Source organism: uncultured Phascolarctobacterium sp., assembly GCF_934190775.1.
Taxonomy (GTDB): Bacteria; Bacillota; Negativicutes; order Acidaminococcales; family Acidaminococcaceae; genus Phascolarctobacterium_A.
The window spans coordinates 87,163-102,533 of record NZ_CAKPTG010000004.1; the positions used below are offsets into that span (position 1 = coordinate 87,163).

Below are 15,371 nucleotides of genomic sequence, written 5' to 3' on the forward strand. Positions count from 1 at the left end.
GACCTCCTGAATTTTCAGGAGGTCTGATTTTTTTGTTAAAGTTTTGGTGAGCTTATTTTTCTACACGGCCGGGATATGCTTTGAGAGCTTCACCCAGAATGTAGATTGCACGCTCCAGATCCTCGCTCTTTAATACATAAGCAAGGCGTGCTTCGTTGATGCCGCTGCCGGGGGTGTTGTAGAAGCCGTTGCCGGGAGCAAACATAACAGTTTCGCCGTCGATAGCGAAGTTTTCCAGAGTCCAGATAGCAAATTTTTCTGCATCGTCAACAGGCATGTTAACCATGATGTAGAAAGCGCCCTTCGGGTCGGAAGCCTTTACGCCGGGGAGCTTCTTCAAAGCTGCAACGATGGTGTCGCGGCGTTTTTTGTATTCCTTGTTAACCTCTTCCAGATAGCTTGCCGGAGTGGTGTACAGAGCTGCTGCACCAACCTGCTCCAGAATCGGGCTGCACAGACGAGCCTGGCAGCATTTGATAACCTGCTTACTGAGCTCTTTGTTTTTGCTGATGATGCAGCCGATGCGCGCACCGCAAGCGCTGTAGCGTTTGGAAACGGAATCGATTATGATCAGGTTGTCATCCAGCTCGGGCATAGTGCCGAAGCTGCGATATGCGCCGTCATAAACGAATTCACGGTATACTTCATCAGCGATTAAAGCCAGGTTGTGCTTGCGCACGATGCGGGAAATCATGTCCTGCTCTGCTTCGGTATAAACTACGCCGGTAGGATTGCCGGGGTTGGTGAGCAGAATAGCTTTGGTTTTCGGAGTGATGTGCTTTTCGATTTCTTCTTCGCTGGGCAGGTGGTAACCGTTTTCTACGCTGGTAGGAACAGCGTTGATTTTAGCGCCGAACTCCTTGCAGAAGGTGGTGTAGTTAGCGTAGAAGGGTTCGAAAACCATGATTTCGTCGCCGGGGTCACACAGAGCCATAACTGCGAAAATCAGGGCCTCGCTGCCGCCGTTGGTAACGAAAATATCTTCAATAGCATAATCCATGCCTTTTTCTGCATAATATTTCTGTACAGCTTTCAAGAGGAACATTTCGCCCTTGGAATTGCTGTAGGCGATTACCGGTGCTTGGAATTCACGCACGCTGTCCATAAATTGTGCTGGAGTGGCAATATCAGGCTGGCCGATGTTCAGATGATAAACCTTTTTGCCTGCAGCCTTGGCTGCGTCAGCATACGGGGACAGCTTTCTGATAGGAGATGCTGTCAGGCTTTGAATACGTTGAGAAAGTATCATGAAAAAAACTCCTTGCTATTATTTATTGTTTGGGGCAGTTGTAACTGCTTTGTTTATTATAGCACAGATTTTGCCGAGATTGTATATAGTAAAATATTAATACTGTATACATTTGACTTTTTGACGCAAGCACTTTTTGAAGAAACAGTTTAGCAAATGGTTGTCGTTCGCAGAATGCTTTTGCATAAATATTAAAAAAATGCTATAATAAGGACGTTATTTTTAATTTTTTGAAGGAGTGATTGTCCCTTATGCAAACAACGCAAGCAAAAAATCAGACCGGCGGAATTCTCGGTTTGATTGAACGCGTCGGCAACAAAATCCCCGATATCACGATTTTGTTCATAGGTGCGTTTATCATCTGCTGCATTATGTCAGCAATTCTTTCGACGATGCACTTTGGTTATGTGCATCCAACTACCGGCAAGGAAATCGTAGTCAACAATATGTTGAGCGGCAAAAACCTTGTCGACCTGTTAAGCAAGATGGTTACCAACTATTCCGGCTTCCCTCCGCTGGGCATGGTAATTGTTGCTACATTGGGTATCGGTATTGCTGACGGCTCCGGCTACATTAATACTGCGCTGAAAAAAATCCTGGCGATTACGCCTAAGTTTTTGATTACCCCGATTATTATTCTCGTCGGTATGCTGAGCCATCTTGGCCCCGATACCGGCTATGTAATCATCATCCCGGTTGCGGCATACATGTATTATGCGAGCGGCAAGCATCCGCTGGCAGGTATTGGCGCATCCTTCGCAGGTATTGCGGGTGCCTTCGCTGCCAACTATACTCCGTCCGCGATTGACCCGGTTATCCAGGGCTTCACCCAGAGCGCTGCGCAGATTATCGACCCGTCCTATCAGGTTAACGTACTGTGCAACTATTTCTACGCCTTCGGTGCTACCTTCCTCGTAATCCCCAGCTGCTGGTGGGTAACTGAAAAGGTTGTAGAGCCGTGGCTGTGGAAAAACTGCCCGCTCGATGATGATATCGAGGTAGGCGAGGACGGAAACACCGCCGTAACTCCCAAGGAAAACCGTGCCTTCTATGCTGCTACCGGCCTTTTGATCGTGATGGTTGCGCTGCTCGTGTACCTGCTGCTGCCTGCCGATTCTATCTTCCGCGATGATAAGGGTATGCTGGCAAGCTTCAAGGCGCCGATTATGCAGTCCATCGTTTCCCTGCTGTTTGTTTTCACCGGCGCTGTCGGTCTGACCTATGGCGTGATGGTAGAAAAATTCAAATCTCCGAAGGATGTAACCACTGCGATGGAGGATATTACCAAAACTCTGGTGCAGCTGATTGTATTCTACTTCTTCGCTGCGCAGTTCCTCTATGCCTTCGGTGCTTCCAACATGGGCGCGCTGATTGCGATTGCGGGCGCAGAGTTCCTGAAATCTCTGGCACTGCCGCCGCAGGTAACTATTTTCGGCATCATCATCTTCGTTGCGATGCTGAACCTGATTATCACCTCTGCTTCCGCTAAGTGGGCGATTCTGGCACCTATCTTCGTGCCGATGCTGATGGCTGTAGGCATTGCGCCGGAGCTGACTCAGGTTGCCTTCCGCGTTAGTGACTCCGCGGTTAACGTTGTAACTCCGATGTTCGCGTTCTACCCGCTGATTATCCTCTACTGCCAGAAGTATGTGAAGAGCGCCGGTATCGGTACACTGAGCTCCCTGATGCTGCCGTATACTATTACGTTGCTCGTTACTTTGACTATTATGCTGTATGCTTTCTGGTTTATGGATATACCTTTAGGTTTGCAGGCAGACTACGTATACCCGCGTAGAATGTAGTGTTTGAAGACGAGTGATAAGGGCGCATCTGCTTTGGAAAGTTTCACTGTAATATTATTTCAGAGATGATATAATGAAGATAGCCTCTCCTCGGGGAGAGGTGCCGAGCTTGTCGAGGCGGAGAGGGGTGACATCGATGCAAGCTCCTCTCTTGTCCTATAGCTAATTCACCTTGCCTCCCCTTTAAGGGGATGTGGCTGCGAGCATAGCGAGCAGACGGAAGGGTGTTATATGTATTTATGAAAGAAGGTCTTTGAAAATGTCTTTGCAAGAACGTTTGACTGAACGCTTTTTACGTTACGCTGCCGTACCATCCCAAAGTAAGGAGGGCTGTGCTGTTGTCCCCAGTACTCCCGGCCAATGGGATATGGCAAAGCTGCTGAAGGAGGATTTGGCTGAGCTTGGTCTGGTAGACCTGGAAATCAGCGAATTCTGCGTGCTGACCGGTCGTCTGCCGGCTAACCTGCCTGCAGGCCACGCTCCCGTGCCGAATGTAGGCTGGGTTGCGCATATGGATACCGTTGACGTAAACCTTTCTCCAGAGGTACATCCGCAGATTGTGAAAAACTATCAAGGCGGCGATGTACTGCTGAACGCTGAAAAGCAAATCTATATTAAGGTAAGCGAGCATCCCGAGCTGAACAAATATATCGGCAGCGACCTGATTACCACCGACGGTACCTCCGTACTGGGCGCAGACAACAAGGTTGCCGTTGCCAACCTGATGGTAGCACTGGAAACTATTATTAAGGAAAACCGTCCGCACGGCGAAATTTATGTAGCCTTCGTTCCGGATGAAGAGGTTGGCCTTTGCGGTTCCAAGAAGATGGATTTCAGCAAGTTCCCGGTTGAATTTGCTTATACCATTGATTGCTGCGAGCTGGGCGAGGTCGTTTACCAGACCTTTAACGCAGGCAGCGCACACATTAAAATCAAGGGCGTAACCGCACATCCGATGTCCGCTAAGAACACTCTGGTTAACCCTGCCCTGGTTGCCGTAGATATCATCAACTGTTTCGACAGAATGCAGACTCCGGAGCACACCGAAGGCACCGAAGGCTTTATCTGGGTACAGGCTATCAAATCCAACGCTGCGGAAGCAACTCTGGATATCAAAATCCGCGACCATAATAAAAAGATGTATGAAGCACGCAAGGAGTTCATCCGTCATGCTGTGGAATATGTACAGGCCAAGAATCCGAAGGCCGGCATTGAGCTGAACATCACCGACGTGTACGGCAACATCGCCGATGCGCTGAACGATGACAACAGAAAATGCGTTGAGTACATTTTCGAAGCAATGAAGGAGCTGGATATCGAGCCGAAGGATATCGCTATGCGTGGCGGCACCGACGGTTCCTTTATTTCCACCAAGGGCATCCCGACGCCGAACTATTTCACCGGCGCGCTCAACTTCCACTCCAACTGCGAGTTTATGCCGATGGCTGCAGTGGAAAAATCCTGCCTGATGACTTTGAAGCTGGTTGAGTTGATTACCAAATAAAAAATGCTTGACAAATGCGTCGCTTTCCTGTAAAATCTTACTTGTTTCCGACGCAAATGCGCGCGAAGCCTTTTGGGGGCGTAGCTCAGCTGGGAGAGCACCTGCCTTGCAAGCAGGGGGTCAGGAGTTCGATTCTCCTCGTCTCCACCAATTGTTAATTAGCGGTCTTACTTTGGTAGGACCGCTTTTTTGTATTCCCTTGAAACACCAAAAATGTTATAATGTAATAGAGTATGTAAGAAGGAAGGAGAAACACATGGGAATCTTTTTGAACCCTGGAAATACTGCCTTTAAAGAAGCAGTGAATGCCAGAATATATGTCGATAAGACCAAGCTTATCGATTTCACTAACCAGTTCATCAATACGCCCCAGAAATTCATTTGCAGCAGTCGTCCGCGCCGTTTCGGCAAATCAATGGCTGCTGATATGCTCCTAGCCTATTACAGTAAGGAGAGCAAATCTGAAGAGCTTTTTGCAGGACTTGCTATTACAGACTGCCAAAGCTTTAAAACGCACCTGAACAAATACGATGTAATCTACTTCGATGTTCAGGAATGCATTGACAACGCAGAAAGCATTGAAAATACTATAGAATACATAACCCAGAGTGTTCTGGAGGAGTTGAACCTGGCTTATCCTGAGACAATACCGTCAGATACCAAGACGGTTTCCGAAGCACTGAACTATATTAATCAGGCTACTGAAAACAGATTTGTCATCATAATCGATGAATGGGATGCTATGTTCCGTGCCGCACCCAAGCAAAAAGAAACCCATGAAAAATATATCGCGTTTCTTCGCAGTCTGTTCAAAGGAGCAGGGGCAAGACGTTTTATTGCGCTTGCTTATATTACAGGCATTCTGCCTATAAAGAAGTATAAAACGCAGTCGACATTGAATAACTTCATGGAATACACTATGATAAACCCCGGACCGATTGCTCCCTATTTTGGCTTTACGGAAGAAGAAGTAGCAGTACTTTGCAAAACTTACAACAAAGATTTCGGCAATATACGGCGCTGGTACGACGGCTACAGGCTGAGTGGCCTGCACATCTATAATCCTTTTGCTGTAACTAATTTGATCCTGCAGGGGAACTTTCAGAGCTACTGGCTTCAGAGCGGGACTTACGAATCTGTTAAAGACCTTATCAGTATTGACTTTGACGGATTACGCAAGGATGTTATTGAGCTGCTCGCAGGTGGAAGCGTAAAGGTTAATCCCTATTTCTTCCAGAATGATATGGATTCTTTTGATGACAAGAATGATGTGCTTGCGCTGCTCATCCATCTAGGTTATCTTGCTTATAGTCCTGAAAAAGAAACCGCCGAAATTCCTAATGAAGAAATCAGGACAGAATTTCAGAAGGCTGTACAGTCCGTAAAATGGACAGAGATTTTAGACTTTCTCAAAGAATCCGAAAGACTACTTGCTGCGGTTAATAGAAAAGACAACAATGAAGTTGCTAAGATTATTGAAGCTGTTCATGATACATCCGTTTCGATACTTCAGTACAATGACGAAAATTCTTTGAGCTACGTCTTAGACAAAGCTTTTCTGGCAACGATGAATTTCTATTTCAAGCCCAAAAGAGAACTTCCTGCAGGCAAAGGATTCGCTGATATTGTCTATATTCCTAAGCCGGAATATAGAAAAAACCATCCGGCATTAGTAGTTGAACTGAAATGGAACCAAGATGCCAAGACTGCAATTGACCAGATTAAAAAGAAGCAGTATCAGGAATCCATCAAAGAATATACCGATAACATCCTGTTTATCGGTATAAACTACGATAGGAAAAGCAAAAAGCACGAATGCCTTATAGAAGAGTTCAAAAATTAAGTTCGATTCTCCTCGTCTCCACCAATTGTTAATTAGCGGTCTTACTTTGGTAAGACCGCTTTTTTGTGCGCAAAAAAGACGCCCATGCATATGAGCGTCTGCGTAAATTATTTAATTGCTCAGCAGCCTTCGTTTTCTTCCCATTCCTCGCTGTTTTCGTTGATGTACCATTTGCCGTTGATATAAATCTTTTCTTCGATAGTACGCGGGCCCCAGATAACACTGCCTTCAGGGCCATAGTCCTCGCCATCATCGGGGCAGGTGTCGTCATAGGTGATAAAAGAGCCGGTGACGTTGATAGTGTCTGATTCTATATCATTTTTTTCCTGCTGCTGCGTTATGGCAGGCGGCTTCAGGATCAGATGGTATGCCATCAATAGATGGATAATATAAGCGAAGCAACCAAGCAGCACTATGTCCTTTCGCAAATCAAAGAGGATAAAAATGAAAAGCAGAATTACTAAAACTGAGTTATAGATGAAAGCGTTCTCCGGATCAAGTTTTTTTATCCTATGTAAAAGGTAAATAATCAGCAGTGTTATGGGCAGTAGCACAAGAAAATAGCCTAATGATGTATGCGTAAATATTAAAATAACGAGCGTTAAAAGGAGCATTAAAGCTATAAGGGCAATTACCTTTTTTATGTTACTGCAGAAGCTGTCGATAAAATTCATAGCACGCACCTCACTTTTATCTGTATTATAGCATGCTGATGAATTTTCTACAAAAAATCTAAAAAAAACTGCAGAAATCGCTTGAATATGCTCTTTAAATGTGATATAGTATACACTATATTAAGGATTTCCCCAGAAAAAAGTATAGTATTTTAAAAGGAGCAATTTATTATGGAGAAAGAAAAAGCATTCCTGCTGTGGTTTGACCAGCTGGAGAGAAAAGACGTAGCAATCGCCGGTGGTAAGTCTTCTTCCTTGGGCGAGCTGACTTCTCATGTTGACGTACCTGTACCGTATGGCTTCGCAACTACTGCCTGCGCTTACAGATACTTCTTTGAAGAGACCGGTCTGTACGAGAAGATTAAAACTTTAATTGCCGGTCTGGACGTAGACAACAGCGCTCAGCTGCGCGAGGTTTGCGCTAGGGTCCGCCAGGCAATTATGGACGAAGAAATGCCGCAGGATCTGCAGGACCTGATTGCTGAAGCTTACAAAGAGCTGGGCGAAAAGGTTGGCCAGGCTGATCCGTTCGTTGCTGTTCGCAGCAGCGCTACCGCAGAGGATCTGCCGGACGCAAGCTTTGCAGGCCAACAGGACACCTACCTGAACGTAAAGGGTGCTGAAACCATCGTTGCTAAGGTTAAGGAATGCTATGCTTCCTGCTTTACCGACCGTGCGGTTTACTACCGTGAAAAACAAGGCTTTGACCATCTGGATGTAGCACTGAGCGCTGCAGTACAGATGATGGTATTCTCCAAGGCTGCTGGTGTTATGTTCACTGTTAACGTTGCTACCGGCGACGACAAGAACATCCTCATCGAAGGCGCATGGGGCCTGGGCGAATATGTTGTTCAAGGCACCGTAACTCCGGATAACTATACTGTAAATAAAGCTACCTGCGAGATTGTTGAAAAGAACGTTAACGCGCAGGACATTAAGCTGATCCGTAAAGCTGACGGCGACTGCGAAGAGGTTGTTGTACCGCTGGATGAGCAAAACGAGCAGAAGCTGACTGATGAGCAAATCAAACAATTGGCTGAATGCGCTAAGAAAATTGAAGCACACTATGGCTGCTACATGGACATGGAATGGGGCGTTGACGAGCGCGATAACAAGGTTTACATCCTGCAAGCCCGTCCTGAGACCGTATGGAGCCGTCGTAACAAAGAAAATGGTGCACCGAAAGAGGAGAAGAAAGTGACTACTGATCGCAAAGTTATCGTTAAAGGCTTGCCTGCCAGCCCTGGTAATGTAGCAGGCCGCGTACATGTAATTTTGGATCCGTCCCATATCGACGAATTCAAGGAAGGCGAAATCCTCGTAACCGAAATGACCGCTCCTGACTGGGTACCGGCTATGAAGAAAGCAAAAGCAATCGTAACCGATAGCGGCGGAATGACCTGCCATGCTTCTATCGTATCCCGCGAGCTGGGCATTCCCTGTATCGTAGGTACCAAGAGCCGTGGCGAAGCTGCTACCACCACCATTCCCGACGGTATTGATGTAACCATCGATGCTACTCATGGTGTTGTATACGAAGGCATCATCGAAGAGCCGAAGGCTGAACAGCCGGCACAACAAGTAGTTGCTGCTGCTGAATACTTCCCGCCGACCGGCACCAAGATTTATATGAACCTGGGCGATCCTGAGCTGGCTGAAAAATATGCAACTCTGCCTTGCGACGGCATCGGCCTGATGCGCGAAGAGTTCATCTGGACCACCTATATCCATGAACATCCGCTGTATCTGATCAAAATCGGTCAACCGGAAAAGGTTGTAGACCAACTGGCTGAAGGCATCCGCCAAGTTTGCCAGGCTATGGCTCCGAGACCGGTAACCATGCGCTTCTCCGACTTCAAGTCCAGCGAATACCGCGACCTGAAGGGCGGCGACGAATTCGAGCCGAACGAGCCTTCCGCTCTGCTGGGCTGGCGCGGTGCTTCCCGTTACTATGATCCTAAATATATCGAAGCATTTAAGCTCGAATGCATGGCTGTTCGCAAAGTTCGTGAAGAGTTCGGTCTGAAGAACCTGAACGTTATGATTCCGTTCTGCCGCAACGTAGAGGAATGCGAAAAGGTTACCAAGATTATGGCTGACTGCGGTCTGTCCCGTGGTAAGGACTTCAAGGTTTGGCTGATGGCTGAGATTCCGTCCAACATCATCCTGGCTGACCAGTTCAACAAGTTTGTTGACGGCTATTCCATCGGTTCCAACGACCTGACTATGCTGGTTCTGGGTTGTGACCGTGATAACGACACTGTTTCCCATATCTATGACGAACGTAACCTGGCTGTACGCCGTGCAATCCGTCACCTGATCGAGGTTGCTCATAAGGATGGCAAGACCGTTTCTATCTGCGGTCAGGCTCCGAGCGTATATCCTGAGTTCTGCGAGTTCCTCATTAAGAGCGGTATCGACAGCATGTCCGTTAACCCGGATACTGTTAAGTTCACCAAGAAGCTGGCTGCTCAAATCGAGCAACGCATCATGATGGACGCTCTGACCGGCAAAGGCCGTCAAGAGGTTGAGGACCTGAACTGGTAATCACTAAGCAAGACTTTCAGCTCTGTAGTCAAGTGCATTGGCTTTATCTGGGAGCAGAAAAAGTAAATATGTAGTAAAGAGTTTTAGGACTCCTGTATTGTAGTACAAATTGCAATATGGGAGTCCTATTTGTGTTTTGAGGGGAAAAATGATTTTAAGGAGGTAAGTATGCTGTCTGTTATTTTTATTCTTTGTTTGCTTTATCACACCTATACGGATATGAAGTCTATGCTGCTTTATGATAAGGTAACATTGCTTTTGGCGGCAGTAGGTGTAGTGCGTGCCTTTTTTGAGCACCAGCTGTTAGAAGCTCTTTATGGTGCAGGAGCAATGCTAGTAATTATGTTGCTTTTGTATTTTGTCAGTCGCGGCGGTATGGGAGAGGGAGATGTTAAGTTGGCACTGGCGCTGGGAATCTGGCTTGGTCTGGAGCAGGGGCTGTTATGTCTGCTGCTGGCTTTTGTCAGCGGTGGCATCGTGGGTGCGTTATTATTGTTGCGTAGACGAGGCGGACTAAAACAGGCAATTCCTTTTGGACCGTTTTTGTGCGCAGGGGCTGTTGTTGCATATTTTTGGGGAATAGAAATTGTTACATGGTATTGGAGGGTTATTTTATGATGAAGCTTGGAAAAAGTATGAATCTTGAGGAGCTGTTTGAGCCGCTATTATGTGCTTGTCGTCGCCGTTGGCGTCGTAGGCAGCCGCTTTTGCTGCTGTCGCTGCAGACAGGGGAAATGGCATATTTTGAAAGCGAAGTGCTTAGCTGGCAGGAGCAGCTGAATGAGACTAACCTTGCAGACATGCATAGTCTTACAGATGCGTTACGCGAATTACTGTTACAGCATGAGGTAGAGGAGGAGGCTGCGGTGCTTCTGTTGCCAGCGGCAGAAGCTCTATATTCTGAGCAGCTGCTGTTGCCCTCAATGCAGCGGCGTGACCTGCAGGCTGCCTTAATGTGGGAGCTGCAGCAGAGCGTTTCCTGGGCGGAAACAAGCTATAGTTATAGCTTTGAAACGAATGCTGTCGGTGAAGCAGATGAAAAGCAATATCAGGTGACGTATACGGCTTTGCCAGATACGTATCGAGCTGAGCTTGAGCAGATGTGCAGTAATTTGCTACTGAAGCTGCAGGGCATTTGGTTGGGAAAGGTAACGCTTGACGCAGCAGCGACAGCTTGGTTTGCCGGTAAGCCGTTGCCGCCGGTATACAGGCAGCAGCAAAAAAGCCTGAAAAGTGCAGCGGCCACTTTTGGCCGCTGGTTACCTAAGGTTAGTTGTGCTGTATTTGCTTTAGCGCTATTAGCATATGGCAGTGCCTTGGGAGGCTGTTATTTGGCGCAGCATAATTTGCAGAAGGTAGAACAGAAGCTTAAGCAGTATGAAGTGTGGGAGCAACATATTCAGGAAAGCGAAGCTATGGAACGCAGTTGTCAGCGCTTGGAAAAGCTGTTGGCTGCAGCGCCTAAGGCATCTAAAGAGGCTAATGGTGAAGTGGAGCGTATCTGCCGCCAGATGCTGCCTGGTTGCTGGCTTACTGCTTTGGAATATGGCGGTACGAAGAAGCATTTATTGTTGCAGGGAAGGGCAGTTGATGCATTAGCTTTGGAAAGCCTGGTTGAGCAGCTGCAAAAATGTGGCTTTTATAGCAGAGTGGAGCTGCTGCAATCACAGCAACAGGGAAATCCTATTGCTTATAAGCTCAAGCTGGAGCTGAAGGAGGGGAAGAAATGAAGCTGGGAGAAAAGACGGTTAATGTATTAGCCTGCGTAGCAATTTTAATCGCCATTGGCTTGCTAGCTAATGCATGGTCTCTGTGGACTGAACGCCAACTGGCGGTAGCAAAGGCAGATAAGCTGCAAACAAAGCTGACGCGGCAGCTGCGCTTTGCTAATGAGCATAGTGATTATAAAACGTATAAAACAAGACTGCTGGGTAAGCAGAATGATTTAGAGCAGAAGGTAGAGCAGCAGCTTAGCTTGAACATCGGGCTCCAGCGACTGCAAAAGCAGGCGCAGGCTCAGGGGCTTCAGCTGAGCAAGCTTCAGATAGAAGGGAAGCCTGTTGTCTTGCAGAATGGCTTACAAATGCAGACATTAAATGTTAGTGCTGTTGGTGAGTTTTATTCATTGCTGCGTTGGCTGCGACAAGTGGAACGCGATGGCTGCAAGGTAAAGGAGCTACGCTTACATAGTGACATGCAGGAAAAAGAAGTGCTGAAAATGGAACTTTCTCTAGAATTTCATGTCGCAAACTAATCCAATCAATTAGCCTACGCTAATTTTAACTTGACAAATTCATCTCGTTGTAAGATAATGTCATAGTAAAGTTAGACTAGGCTAATTTAATCTAATAGATAGCGCTAGCTAATAACGTAAAAGGGAGTTGCGTATGAAAAAATATATCTTACTCGTATTTGTTGTAATCATAGCCCTGGCAGGCTATTTCCTTCTGGCAAGAGGCCAACACAAGCTGGCAGCCAACGCTGCCGTAACTGTAACCGACAGCACCGGCGCGACGGTACACATCCCTGCTAAGCCGAAGCGTATCGTTTTCCTCAACGCCTCCAACCTGGAAATCTTCACCTCCATCGGTGGCAAGGCCGTCGGCAGACCTACCAGCAATTCATATCCCGATGACGTCAAGGAAAGCATTAAGGACATCCCCGAAGTAGGCATGATCCACGCGCCGAATCTGGAAAAAATCATGAGCCTGAAGCCTGATATGGTCGTAGGTACCAACGTACCCTTCCACGTAATGCTACGCAAGCCCTTGGAAATGGCCGGCGTACCGCTTTACCTGAACATGATAAACTCTTATGAGGACGTGCTGAAAAGCATAGACGACTTCGGCCGCTTTGCCGGCAGAGAAAAGGAAGCTGCCGCCAAGCGCGCGCAGATAGAAAAGGAATATGCCGCGCTGACACAGGACGTGCAGAAGGGCAAGGGAACGAAGGTGCTGATCATCTTCGGCTCGCCGGACAGCTTCAACATGTCCACCAAAAAGAGCTTCGGTGGTGACCTGGCAGAGCGTCTTGGTGCTGTGAACATTGCGGACAAGGCCGAAAACGTGAAGGACAGCAGCTACATTCCGCTGAGCATGGAATTCGTAGCCAAGGAAAATCCTGATGTGGTAATGCTCATTACCATGGGTGGCAGCAAGGAGATTTTAGAAAAGCTGCGCGCCAATATGCGTGACAACGCCATTTGGCATGACGTAAACGCCGTGAAGAATAACCGCGTGTACCAGCTGCCGCCGAGCCTTTTTACCGTTAACCCCGGCACGCACACGATTGATGCGATGAAGATTATGAAGGAATATATGTATGGAGAAGGTAAAAAATGAGTAATGATGCAAAGACAAAAGAAAAATTGCGCATAGCAGTGTTCTTCGGCTTATGTATCCTGCTCGTTGCAGGCATTTTCGTGAGCATCGGCAGCGGTACGGTGAGCCTTTCCGTGGGCGAAACATGGGCGGCGCTGCTGGGCGAGGCCGATGCTGATACAGACCGCATTGTGAACCTCATCCGCCTGCCCCGCACGATTGTTACAGTGCTGGTGGGTGCCAATCTGGCGCTGGCAGGCTGCAACCTGCAGGGCGTGCTGCATAATCCGCTGGCAGACCCGGGCATTATCGGCGTGAGCGCGGGCGCAGGTCTTTTTGCTATGGTTATAATGCTGCTTTTTCCGGAACAATCTGCTATGGTGCCTGTAGCAGCCTTTGTAGGTGCAGTGCTTTCCACAGGCATCGTCTTTTTCCTGGCGTGGGAAAAGGGCATCAACCCCTTGCGGATGATTCTGGCAGGCGTGGCGGTTGCCACCTTCTTCGGCGGCGGTATGGCGGCGCTGAACGTGTTTTACAGCGACAGAATCCAGGGCACGGTTATGTGGATGGCCGGCGGCTTTCAGGGACGCAGCTGGGGGCATGTGGAAATGCTTTTGCCTTATAGCGCAATCGGTATTATCGGCACCATCCTCTGCGCCCGCTCGCTGAACGCACTGCAGCTGGGCGATGAACTGGCAAAGAGTTTGGGCGTTCGCGTGATGCGCATGCGCACAATTTTAATCTTTCTTTCCGCGCTGCTGGCGGCAGTTTCCGTCAGCGTGGCAGGCATGCTGGGCTTTGTGGGCCTCATCGTGCCGCACATCATGCGCCTGTTAATCGGCAGCGACCACGAATACCTGCTGCCCTGTGCGGCGATTGCCGGCGGTGCGGTGGTAACACTGGCTGATACGGCGGCAAGAACGCTTTTCAGTCCGCTGGAAATCCCCGTGGGCATCTTCATGTCCTTCATCGGCGGTCCGTTCTTCTTGTATCTGCTGAAACGGAGGATGCGTTAAGCTATGAATATCCCGACATTACATACACAAAAAATCACCCTGCGCTACGGCGAGCACACGATAATCAGGGACCTGACGCTGGATATTTCCCGGCCGGAGATTGTGACGATTATCGGGCCGAACGGCAGCGGCAAATCAACGCTGCTGAAGGCGCTCTGCCGCCTGCTGGAGCCTGCGAGCGGTGCGGTTTATCTGGACAGCAAGGACATCAATAAAATGTCTACCGAAGAGGTGGCGCGCACGCTGGCAGTGATGGCGCAGAGTGCGAACGCTCCCGGCGGCACGACGGTGGAGGAGCTGGTGTGCTACGGACGCCTGCCGTACCGCAAGTTCTTTGACGGACTTAATCAGGAGGACCGCCTGGCGATTGAAGAGGCGCTGGATTTTACTGAGCTGGGACCGTTGCGTACGCGCCTGGTGCATACCCTGAGCGGTGGTGAACGTCAACGCGCGTGGTTAGCCATGGCGCTGGCGCAGAAGCCGAAGATTCTGTTGCTCGATGAGCCTACTACCTATCTTGATGTGCATCATCAGCTGGAGCTGATGGAGCTGGTTGTGCGATTGCATAACGAAATGGGCCTGACGGTTATCATGGTGCTGCACGATCTGAATCATGCGGCGCGCTACAGTGAGCGCCTGATTGCGCTGAAAAAGGGCACAATCATGGCAGACGGGCCTACGGACGAGGTGTTCACGCAGTCTGTGATTGAAGAGCTTTACGATGTGAAGGCTGTGATTATGCGTGTCGAGGCCAACGGGACGCAGTACCCCGTGTGCTTTCCGTATAGTGTAGAGGAGCATGATTAATGATGAATAAATTCATGAAAACAATCGCTCTTAGCATGGCAATGCTGTGCCTGGGCGCAGGTGCCGCAGGTGCGGCACAGTTCAGCGATGCGCAGAGCGGTAAAAATTTAACAGCAGCGCAGCTGGCAAGCAAGCTGCAAAAGTATGATGTTGTTTTCTTCGGCGAATTTCATGACCAAAGTGAAATACACCAATATGAATTAGAGCTTTTGAAGGCAATGTATAAGGCAAAAGGCGCGAAACTGGCCTTATCCATGGAAATGTTTGAGGTAGATAACCAAAGTAAGTTAAATAACTTTTTGGCAGATACTTTGAGCGAAGAAGATTTTCTCGCTACAAGCCGCCCCTGGCCTAACTACCGCACGGATTATGCTCCGCTGGTAAATTTTGCCAAAGAAAAGAAAATGCCCGTTATTGCCGCTAATGTACCCCGCTTTCTGGCGGCGCACGTAGCGAAAAATAATGGTACAACAGCTGGTATTGACGCGCAGTACGAAAAATGGCTGCCCAAGCATACCTATGCTCCCGAGGGCGCGTATAAGGATAAATTCTATGCGCAGATGAGCTCCCCGGCAGCTCCGATGAAGATGCCGCCGCAGCGCGTTTAGC

13 protein-coding genes and 1 tRNA gene are annotated in these 15,371 nt (G+C 48.4%); 12 read left to right on the forward strand and 2 right to left on the reverse strand.

The annotated features are described in order from the left end of the window. Positions 1-52: 52 nt before the first annotated feature. Entirely contained in the window at positions 53-1,249 is a 1,197-nt protein-coding gene (locus tag Q0G26_RS03375) for a pyridoxal phosphate-dependent aminotransferase (RefSeq protein ID WP_293721710.1), read from the reverse strand. A gap of 251 nt (positions 1,250-1,500) precedes the next feature. Here Q0G26_RS03375 and Q0G26_RS03380 point away from each other — a divergent pair, with 251 nt between their 5' ends. The 4 genes from Q0G26_RS03380 (at position 1,501) to Q0G26_RS03395 (ending at position 6,398) form a co-directional block, all read left to right on the forward strand. Further along, entirely contained in the window at positions 1,501-3,051 is a 1,551-nt protein-coding gene (locus Q0G26_RS03380; RefSeq protein WP_293828587.1) for an AbgT family transporter, read from the forward strand. A gap of 259 nt (positions 3,052-3,310) precedes the next feature. Next, positions 3,311-4,555 (forward strand): peptidase T, encoded by a 1,245-nt coding sequence (gene pepT / locus Q0G26_RS03385; protein WP_293828589.1) that lies wholly within the window; start codon positions 3,311-3,313, stop codon positions 4,553-4,555. Between the two features lie 74 nt (positions 4,556-4,629). Continuing rightward, positions 4,630-4,705, forward strand: a tRNA-Ala gene (locus Q0G26_RS03390). A gap of 106 nt (positions 4,706-4,811) precedes the next feature. Continuing rightward, positions 4,812-6,398, forward strand: a complete 1,587-nt coding sequence (locus Q0G26_RS03395) for an AAA family ATPase (RefSeq protein WP_293828591.1) — start codon at positions 4,812-4,814, stop codon at positions 6,396-6,398. 119 nt (positions 6,399-6,517) lie between these two features. Here the strand turns inward: Q0G26_RS03395 and Q0G26_RS03400 are convergent, their stop codons facing one another. Beyond that, positions 6,518-7,072 carry a hypothetical protein gene (locus Q0G26_RS03400; RefSeq protein WP_293828593.1) on the reverse strand — a complete coding sequence of 185 codons (555 nt, stop codon included), beginning with the start codon at positions 7,070-7,072 and terminating at the stop codon, positions 6,518-6,520. A 171-nt stretch (positions 7,073-7,243) separates the two neighbouring features. Between Q0G26_RS03400 and ppsA the strand changes: the two genes are divergently transcribed. From ppsA to Q0G26_RS03440, 8 genes are all read left to right on the forward strand, one after another. After that, positions 7,244-9,619: a phosphoenolpyruvate synthase gene (gene ppsA, locus Q0G26_RS03405; RefSeq protein ID WP_293828595.1), complete on the forward strand. Its 2,376-nt coding sequence runs from the start codon at positions 7,244-7,246 to the stop codon at positions 9,617-9,619. A 168-nt stretch (positions 9,620-9,787) separates the two neighbouring features. After that, entirely contained in the window at positions 9,788-10,237 is a 450-nt protein-coding gene (locus Q0G26_RS03410) for an A24 family peptidase (protein WP_293828598.1), read from the forward strand. After that, positions 10,234-11,349 carry a hypothetical protein gene (locus Q0G26_RS03415; RefSeq protein ID WP_293828600.1) on the forward strand — a complete coding sequence of 372 codons (1,116 nt, stop codon included), beginning with the start codon at positions 10,234-10,236 and terminating at the stop codon, positions 11,347-11,349. The genes Q0G26_RS03410 and Q0G26_RS03415 overlap by 4 nt, the downstream gene beginning before the upstream one ends. Beyond that, positions 11,346-11,873: a hypothetical protein gene (locus tag Q0G26_RS03420; RefSeq protein WP_293828602.1), complete on the forward strand. Its 528-nt coding sequence runs from the start codon at positions 11,346-11,348 to the stop codon at positions 11,871-11,873. Before Q0G26_RS03415 ends, Q0G26_RS03420 begins: the two co-directional genes overlap by 4 nt. A gap of 133 nt (positions 11,874-12,006) precedes the next feature. Next, positions 12,007-12,960, forward strand: a complete 954-nt coding sequence (locus Q0G26_RS03425; protein WP_293828604.1) for an ABC transporter substrate-binding protein — start codon at positions 12,007-12,009, stop codon at positions 12,958-12,960. After that, positions 12,957-13,955 (forward strand): iron ABC transporter permease, encoded by a 999-nt coding sequence (locus Q0G26_RS03430; protein WP_293828606.1) that lies wholly within the window; start codon positions 12,957-12,959, stop codon positions 13,953-13,955. Before Q0G26_RS03425 ends, Q0G26_RS03430 begins: the two co-directional genes overlap by 4 nt. A gap of 3 nt (positions 13,956-13,958) precedes the next feature. Then, positions 13,959-14,762 carry an ABC transporter ATP-binding protein gene (locus Q0G26_RS03435; RefSeq protein WP_293828607.1) on the forward strand — a complete coding sequence of 268 codons (804 nt, stop codon included), beginning with the start codon at positions 13,959-13,961 and terminating at the stop codon, positions 14,760-14,762. Further along, complete coding sequence (locus Q0G26_RS03440) at positions 14,762-15,370, forward strand: ChaN family lipoprotein (RefSeq protein WP_293828609.1); 609 nt, start codon at positions 14,762-14,764, stop codon at positions 15,368-15,370. Before Q0G26_RS03435 ends, Q0G26_RS03440 begins: the two co-directional genes overlap by 1 nt. Position 15,371 lies beyond the last annotated feature (1 nt).